The 5,432-nt window shown below is 60.2% G+C and carries 5 protein-coding genes and 1 pseudogene; 2 read left to right on the top strand and 4 right to left on the bottom strand.

The window, feature by feature from the left end; translation table 11 throughout:
• Nucleotides 1-790 precede the first annotated feature (790 nt).
• Nucleotides 791-922 carry a hypothetical protein gene (locus ACQCVD_RS15360; RefSeq protein WP_426824657.1) on the top strand — a complete coding sequence of 44 codons (132 nt, stop codon included), beginning with the start codon at nt 791-793 and terminating at the stop codon, nt 920-922.
• A 122-nt stretch (nt 923-1,044) separates the two neighbouring features.
• Here the strand turns inward: ACQCVD_RS15360 and ACQCVD_RS15355 are convergent.
• From ACQCVD_RS15355 to ACQCVD_RS15340, 4 genes and pseudogenes are all read right to left on the bottom strand, one after another.
• A pseudogene (locus tag ACQCVD_RS15355) lies at nt 1,045-2,287 on the bottom strand (IS256 family transposase).
• A 104-nt stretch (nt 2,288-2,391) separates the two neighbouring features.
• Nucleotides 2,392-2,598 carry a hypothetical protein gene (locus ACQCVD_RS15350; protein ID WP_426824656.1) on the bottom strand — a complete coding sequence of 69 codons (207 nt, stop codon included), beginning with the start codon at nt 2,596-2,598 and terminating at the stop codon, nt 2,392-2,394.
• A 28-nt stretch (nt 2,599-2,626) separates the two neighbouring features.
• The gene (locus ACQCVD_RS15345; RefSeq protein WP_426824655.1) at nt 2,627-3,058 is read right to left on the bottom strand and encodes a hypothetical protein; all 432 of its coding nucleotides are present in this window, start codon (nt 3,056-3,058) and stop codon (nt 2,627-2,629) included.
• Nucleotides 3,059-3,296: 238 nt separating this feature from the next.
• Complete coding sequence (locus ACQCVD_RS15340) at nt 3,297-3,434, bottom strand: hypothetical protein (RefSeq protein ID WP_426824653.1); 138 nt, start codon at nt 3,432-3,434, stop codon at nt 3,297-3,299.
• Between the two features lie 417 nt (nt 3,435-3,851).
• On the opposite strand from ACQCVD_RS15340, the gene ACQCVD_RS15335 reads away from it, so the two are divergent.
• Nucleotides 3,852-5,216, top strand: a complete 1,365-nt coding sequence (locus ACQCVD_RS15335) for a dicarboxylate/amino acid:cation symporter (RefSeq protein ID WP_426824652.1) — start codon at nt 3,852-3,854, stop codon at nt 5,214-5,216.
• Nucleotides 5,217-5,432 lie beyond the last annotated feature (216 nt).

The following is a 5,432-nucleotide window of genomic DNA, read 5'->3' as shown; positions in this document are numbered from 1 at the left end:
GGTAGGCGACTGCGTGCACCTCTTTTTGCGTGTCTGGGTGCGTTACAGAAGGTGACCCCGTTCCCCGGAAGTGAGACCCGGGGGCGGGGTTACAAGTGGTCGTGCCGAAGGGCAACAGGAGACTGGTCTTCGGTCGAAGAACGCCGGTTTCGATGCCAGCCTGAAACTACGGCGGGTTCAGCCCACAGCGAGCTATGGCTCGCGAATTACAAGAACGTCCCCTTTTAAACTCAGGACGTTCATGTGGTGCCGAAGTAACAATGGGTCGCGCTGTGGGATTTCCCTCGGGACGGGAGAAGACGAAACGCTGGTGCCCGTGCTCGCGATCCTAGTGCAAGGCTCAGTGGTGATAGGGGCCTCGCTGGCTGTGGAGGTGGGTCGACAGCGTATCCCAGGGAATGGGATGCCTCCGTGCCGTACCAGGTATCGTTGACGTTCGCACTTCACCTGTCTCAGGGCTGCCTTGGGAGTAGCACCTGAGTCAGGGACACCGGTGCGAAAGGGCTGGCTCTGGCATTCGTTATCGTCTTCCGTTGTCCGGGGCAGCAGGCCTGTCCGGATAAAAATGCTGGTTGGCGCCAGACGTAGCTCACGCCCTTCAGCGGCCTAGACGGTATCAGCAGCCCAGTGAGGGAGCTGGCCAATGTACTCCTCTGATGAAACAGAAAATCCCCGGTGGGTCACGTAAACTACGTGACCCACCGGGGATTATTGCTTGGGCGGACTAGGTATCTGGACTTTTCGCGGTACCTGAAGTCTGCGCGCTGGCCTTTGTCACCGTCTCATCCTGGTGTCCGCCAAGTTCTCCACTGCGGCGGGACTTTTCCATCCTTTCGGCTTCGGCGCCGCCGATTGCTCCGTCGCGGTCAACCATGCCGGCGGCGTCGGAAAGCTTCAGGTGGGGGACGGCGAGCGCGAGTAGGAAGGCGACCACGGTGAAGGGGACCAGATGGTCAAGTCCTGGGAAGTGGTGTTTCTGCCTTTCGATAAAACAGGCTGCATGACAGACTCAGGGACCATCACGAGCTTCATGCTGAGTCCGACTCATGCCGCCTCCTGAACAGGCTCGCCAGCGTCGATGATGTTGCTGGCCATCATGGTCTTTGTCTGCTCCAGACTCGTCAGCGACATGTAGCGTTTCTGCTTCAATCCAGTCGTCGTGCTGCTCGGCCAGCACCGCCCCGACGAGGCGGACGACGGCATCGCGGTTCGGGAAGATCCCGACGACATCGGTGCGCCGGCGAATCTCCCGGTTCAACCGCTCGGTGGGGTTGTTCGACCACACCTTGCGATCCACACCGCCTTCGGCGCGTTCGTGAACGCCAGCAACTCGTCCAGGGCCTCCTCCAGGTAATCGGCGACATGCGGGAACTTCTGCTCACAAAATGCCACCACCTCCTTCGCCTGGCCCCACACTGATGCGGCGTCGGGCTGCTGGAAGATCGTGTGGAACATCGCCGACAACGTCGGCCACTGGGTCTTCGACACCAGCCCGGAGAGGTTCTTCGCGAAATGCGTCCGACACCGCTGCCACGAGGCATTCGGCAACACGTCCCCGATCGCATGCTGGATGCCCAGGTGCGCGTCGCTGGTGACCAGGTACACCTCATTCAGGCCCCGGGCCTTGAGATCCCTAAAGAATCCGGTCCAGGAGGCCACCGACTCTGCGGTGGCGACCTGCATACCGAGTAGTTCCCGGTACCCTTCGGCGTTGACCCCGGTAGCCAACAACACGGAGGTTTTCACGACGCGTCCGCCTTCGCGGACCTTCATGGTCAACGCGTCGCAGGAAACATAGAGGTTCGGGCCGGTATCCAACGGCCGGGTGCGAAAATCCTCGACCATGGAGTCGAGGTCTGTGGCCATGTCGGAGACCTGTGACTTCGAGAGATTGTTGATGCCCAGTGAGGCGACCAGGTCGTTCATCCTGCGGGTCGACACACCCTTCAGGTAGCAGGTGGCGATCACAGTGGTCAGGGCCCGTTCGGCACGTGTTCGTCGTTCCAGCAACCAGTCCGGAAAGAACGATCCCGTCCTGAGTTTCGGGACGGCGACGTCGACGGTGCCGACGCGGGTGTCGAGGTCGCGGTGACGGTAGCCGTTTCTCGTGTTGGTGCGGGACTCGGATGCGGTGGCGTAGTCGGCACCGCAGATCTGGTCGGCCTGGGTCGACAGGATCTTCGTTGATGAAGCCCTGGAGCATCTGTCTCATCAAGTCCGGGGAGGCTTGAGACAGCAGGTCGTCGAGATAGGTGGTCGGATCGATAGAATAAGGGCCAGCGGCCATCGTGGGTTCCCTTTCGAGGAGATGTAGGAGTTGATTCGAAAGGTACTGCGGTGGTCGCCCACGTCTTTCACGGGGCCCTCACCGACAGCTACAGATACACCACGCTAACGGACGCAACCGACCAGATACCAGAACACCGGTGCCAGAGAGCTGGCATAAGCGTCGATGACGCCGTCGCGGAGTGCATCGGGAAGTTCCGCCATCACTGCAGCCGTGTCTTCCGCGGAGACTCCTGCGCTGCCGAAGACCTCCTGGAGCTGCTCGCTGAGCCGGGCGGAGAAGATTGCGCCGAACACGACGATACCCAGCATGGCACCGGCCTCACGGAAAGTTGTTCGTCTAGGTGGCGGCACCAATCTGGTTAGCGGGAACCGCGTTCTGCGCGACCAGAACGACTACCTGCATGATCAGGCCGAGGCCAATACCGAAGATCAACAGGTAGACGCAGATCAGCCAGATCGGGGTGGGGCGGCGAGGGTCGTCAGGTCCATCAGGGCACCGCCAACGATGAGGCGCCCTGGATCGGGTAGATACGGTATTTCCGGTCCTGGTGATGGTGATGCCGGATCCGATGAAGGTGGCCATGAGGCCGACCATCGGAAGCGTCAGGAGACCGGAAACCGCTGCGGAGGCGCCGGAGGACATCTGCAGGAAGGTCGGAATGAACGCCAGCGCCGCGAACATTCCCACACCGAGCACGAATCCGATGGCGGTGGTGGTGATGAAGGCGATGATGCCGATGAGAATGTTGATCCAGAGGCCCAGTGCCAAATCAGATGATCAACGAAGAAGCCACCGACTAGTGGGCCGGCCACGGCGTCCAGACCAAGGATGGCCCTAGTGAGCCCAGGTATTTACCGCGTTGAGGCCGGCACGATATCGGCGATGATGGCCTGGAAGAGGATCATCAGGCCGCCACCGCTGAGCCCCTGTGCTGCTCGCATGGGCACAAAAGTCCAGAAGTCCGTGGAGAGTGCGCACCCGAGGGAAGCCACGGTGAAGACGGCGATCAGGCAGAGATTGCGCCGCCCGAGCACGTCGCCGAATCTCCGTAGATGAGCATGACGATCGTGGACGCCAGCATGTAGCCGGTGGTGATCCACGTTTGGTGCGCAACACTTCCCACATCGCCGACGATGATCGGCATGGCGGATGCGATTGTCTGATCGAGACTTGCCAGCAGCCTGCCAGCGAGCAGTGCGGAGACGATGATCCAGATGCGGCGTTAGGTGAGCAGCAATGGTTCGCCCGGGGCCTGGAAGCGCGGGTACAAGGCGCAGGAATCCTTCCGGGGAGCAGATCAGACCTCTGATTGAGGGCCGATGCATGGTCTATAACCAGGAGATTCTAGGCCATGTTTTGTCCGCTTCGCGATTCGGAGGACACCTCGATAACTGAACTAGCCTGTCTAGCAAATTTGAACCTGTCTGTTTCGTTGCTCACATAACCTCGTTCTGGTGGTATGAAATCGCGATGTAAATAGTTGACTGGGACAGGAACCAACAGAGGAGGACATATGAGCTCTCACAGTGACGCAGCCAGTGCGGGAAGCACTGGGCGTGCTATGACGGAAGCTGGCCACCAGACAGGTCGGTCGCGGCGGCACCTGCCGGGCTGGATGACAAATTTCGGTATACAGGTGTTGGTGGGCCTCATCGTCGGCCTGGCCCTGGGATTCATTGCCCGTGGTCTGGGCGGCGGCGAAGAGGGCAATTGGTTGGGGAACCTGCTTGATTGGACGGGCTCCACCTACGTGCAATTGCTGAAACTTTTGATTCCGCCACTTGTGTTCGCTGCTGTGGTGACTTCAGTGGCCAATCTCCGCAAGGTAACCAATGCGGCCCGGCTCGCAGTGAGTACGCTCATCTGGTTTGGTATCACCGCATTCTTCTCCGTGCTCGCCGGCATTGCTGTAGCTCTGATCATGCGGCCCGGCGTCGGTACTGATGTCGATCCAACGTCCGCTGCTGATCCCTCCAACACTGGCTCCTGGCTCGGGTTCATTGACTCGATCATCCCCACCAACTTCCTCGGGCTTTCAGCCTCCGCAGGAGAGGGGGCAGTATCCCTGAACTTCAATGTGCTCCAGATCCTCATGATTTCCCTGGCGCTGGGAATCGCTGCTGTTAAAGCCGGGAAGTCGGCTGAGCCGTTCCTGCAGTTCGCCGAGTCCTTCCTCAAGGTCATCCAGGTTGTGTTGTGGTGGATCATTCGGTTGGCCCCGATCGGGACGGCTGCGCTGATCGGAAATGCAGTGGCCAGCTATGGCTGGGACGCACTCGGTTCACTGGGCAAGTTCGTTATAGCAATCTACGTGGGTCTTGCTGTGGTGCTCGGTATCATCTACCCGCTGGTCCTGAAGCTCAATGGTCTGCCGGTCTTCGGCTTCTATAAGCGAGTCTGGCCCGTGACTTCCCTGGGGTTTGTCACCCGTTCTTCAATGGGCGTTATGCCGGTGACCCAGCGGGTCTCGGAAGAGTCCCTCGGTGTGCCCCGGGAATACGCTTCCTTCGCGATACCGCTCGGTGCCACCACAAAGATGGACGGATGTGCTGCGGTCTACCCGGCGATCGCCGCGATCTTCGTGGCGCAGTTCTACGGCATTGAACTGAACCTGACGCACTACGTGCTGATCATCTTCGTTTCGGTCATCGGCTCCGCCGCCACGGCCGGTACCACGGGTGCCACCGTGATGTTGACCCTGACTCTCTCGACACTGGGGCTTCCGCTTTCGGGCGTGGGGCTGTTGCTCGCCATTGAGCCGATCATCGATATGGGTCGTACGGCCACGAATGTGACCGGTCAGGCTCTCGTCGCTGCTGTCGTCTCCAAGCGGAAGGGAATCCTCGATCAGGAGATCTGGGACAACGCGGACAGTGCCGACGCCGAGAAGCTACGGCCGGAGCAGAACGTCAAGGTGCAGAACTAGGAAACAATGCTGCCGGGGTGTGCCAGGTTCTCCTGGGACACCCCGTTCGGCTTTCCGCGGTTAACCGTGGATCGACCGCCGAGGTTCAATCATCGTGTGGGTGTGGTGGTGGTTTTGGTGGTGTGAGCTGCGGGTTTGTGGTTGGGGTGGGTGGGTGTGTAACTTTATGGGAGTCGCCGCGACCGACAACGCCCCGAATACACAGTGTGACTGTGG

It is taken from the genome of Corynebacterium halotolerans (assembly GCF_050107895.1).
GTDB classification, from domain to species: Bacteria; Actinomycetota; Actinomycetes; order Mycobacteriales; family Mycobacteriaceae; genus Corynebacterium; species Corynebacterium halotolerans_B.
Note: the sequence above shows the minus strand (reverse complement) of the source record. Positions and strands in the feature narration are given on the sequence as shown.

Excerpts from the sequence above, each read along its gene's own strand:
- ACQCVD_RS15350 (WP_426824656.1), bottom strand. The coding sequence starts at position 2,598 with ATGCTGGGTATCGTCGTGTTCGGCGCAATCTTCTCCGCCCGGCTCAGC.
- ACQCVD_RS15340 (WP_426824653.1), bottom strand. The coding sequence starts at position 3,434 with ATGCCGATCATCGTCGGCGATGTGGGAAGTGTTGCGCACCAAACGTGG.
- ACQCVD_RS15335 (WP_426824652.1), top strand. The coding sequence starts at position 3,852 with ATGACGGAAGCTGGCCACCAGACAGGTCGGTCGCGGCGGCACCTGCCG.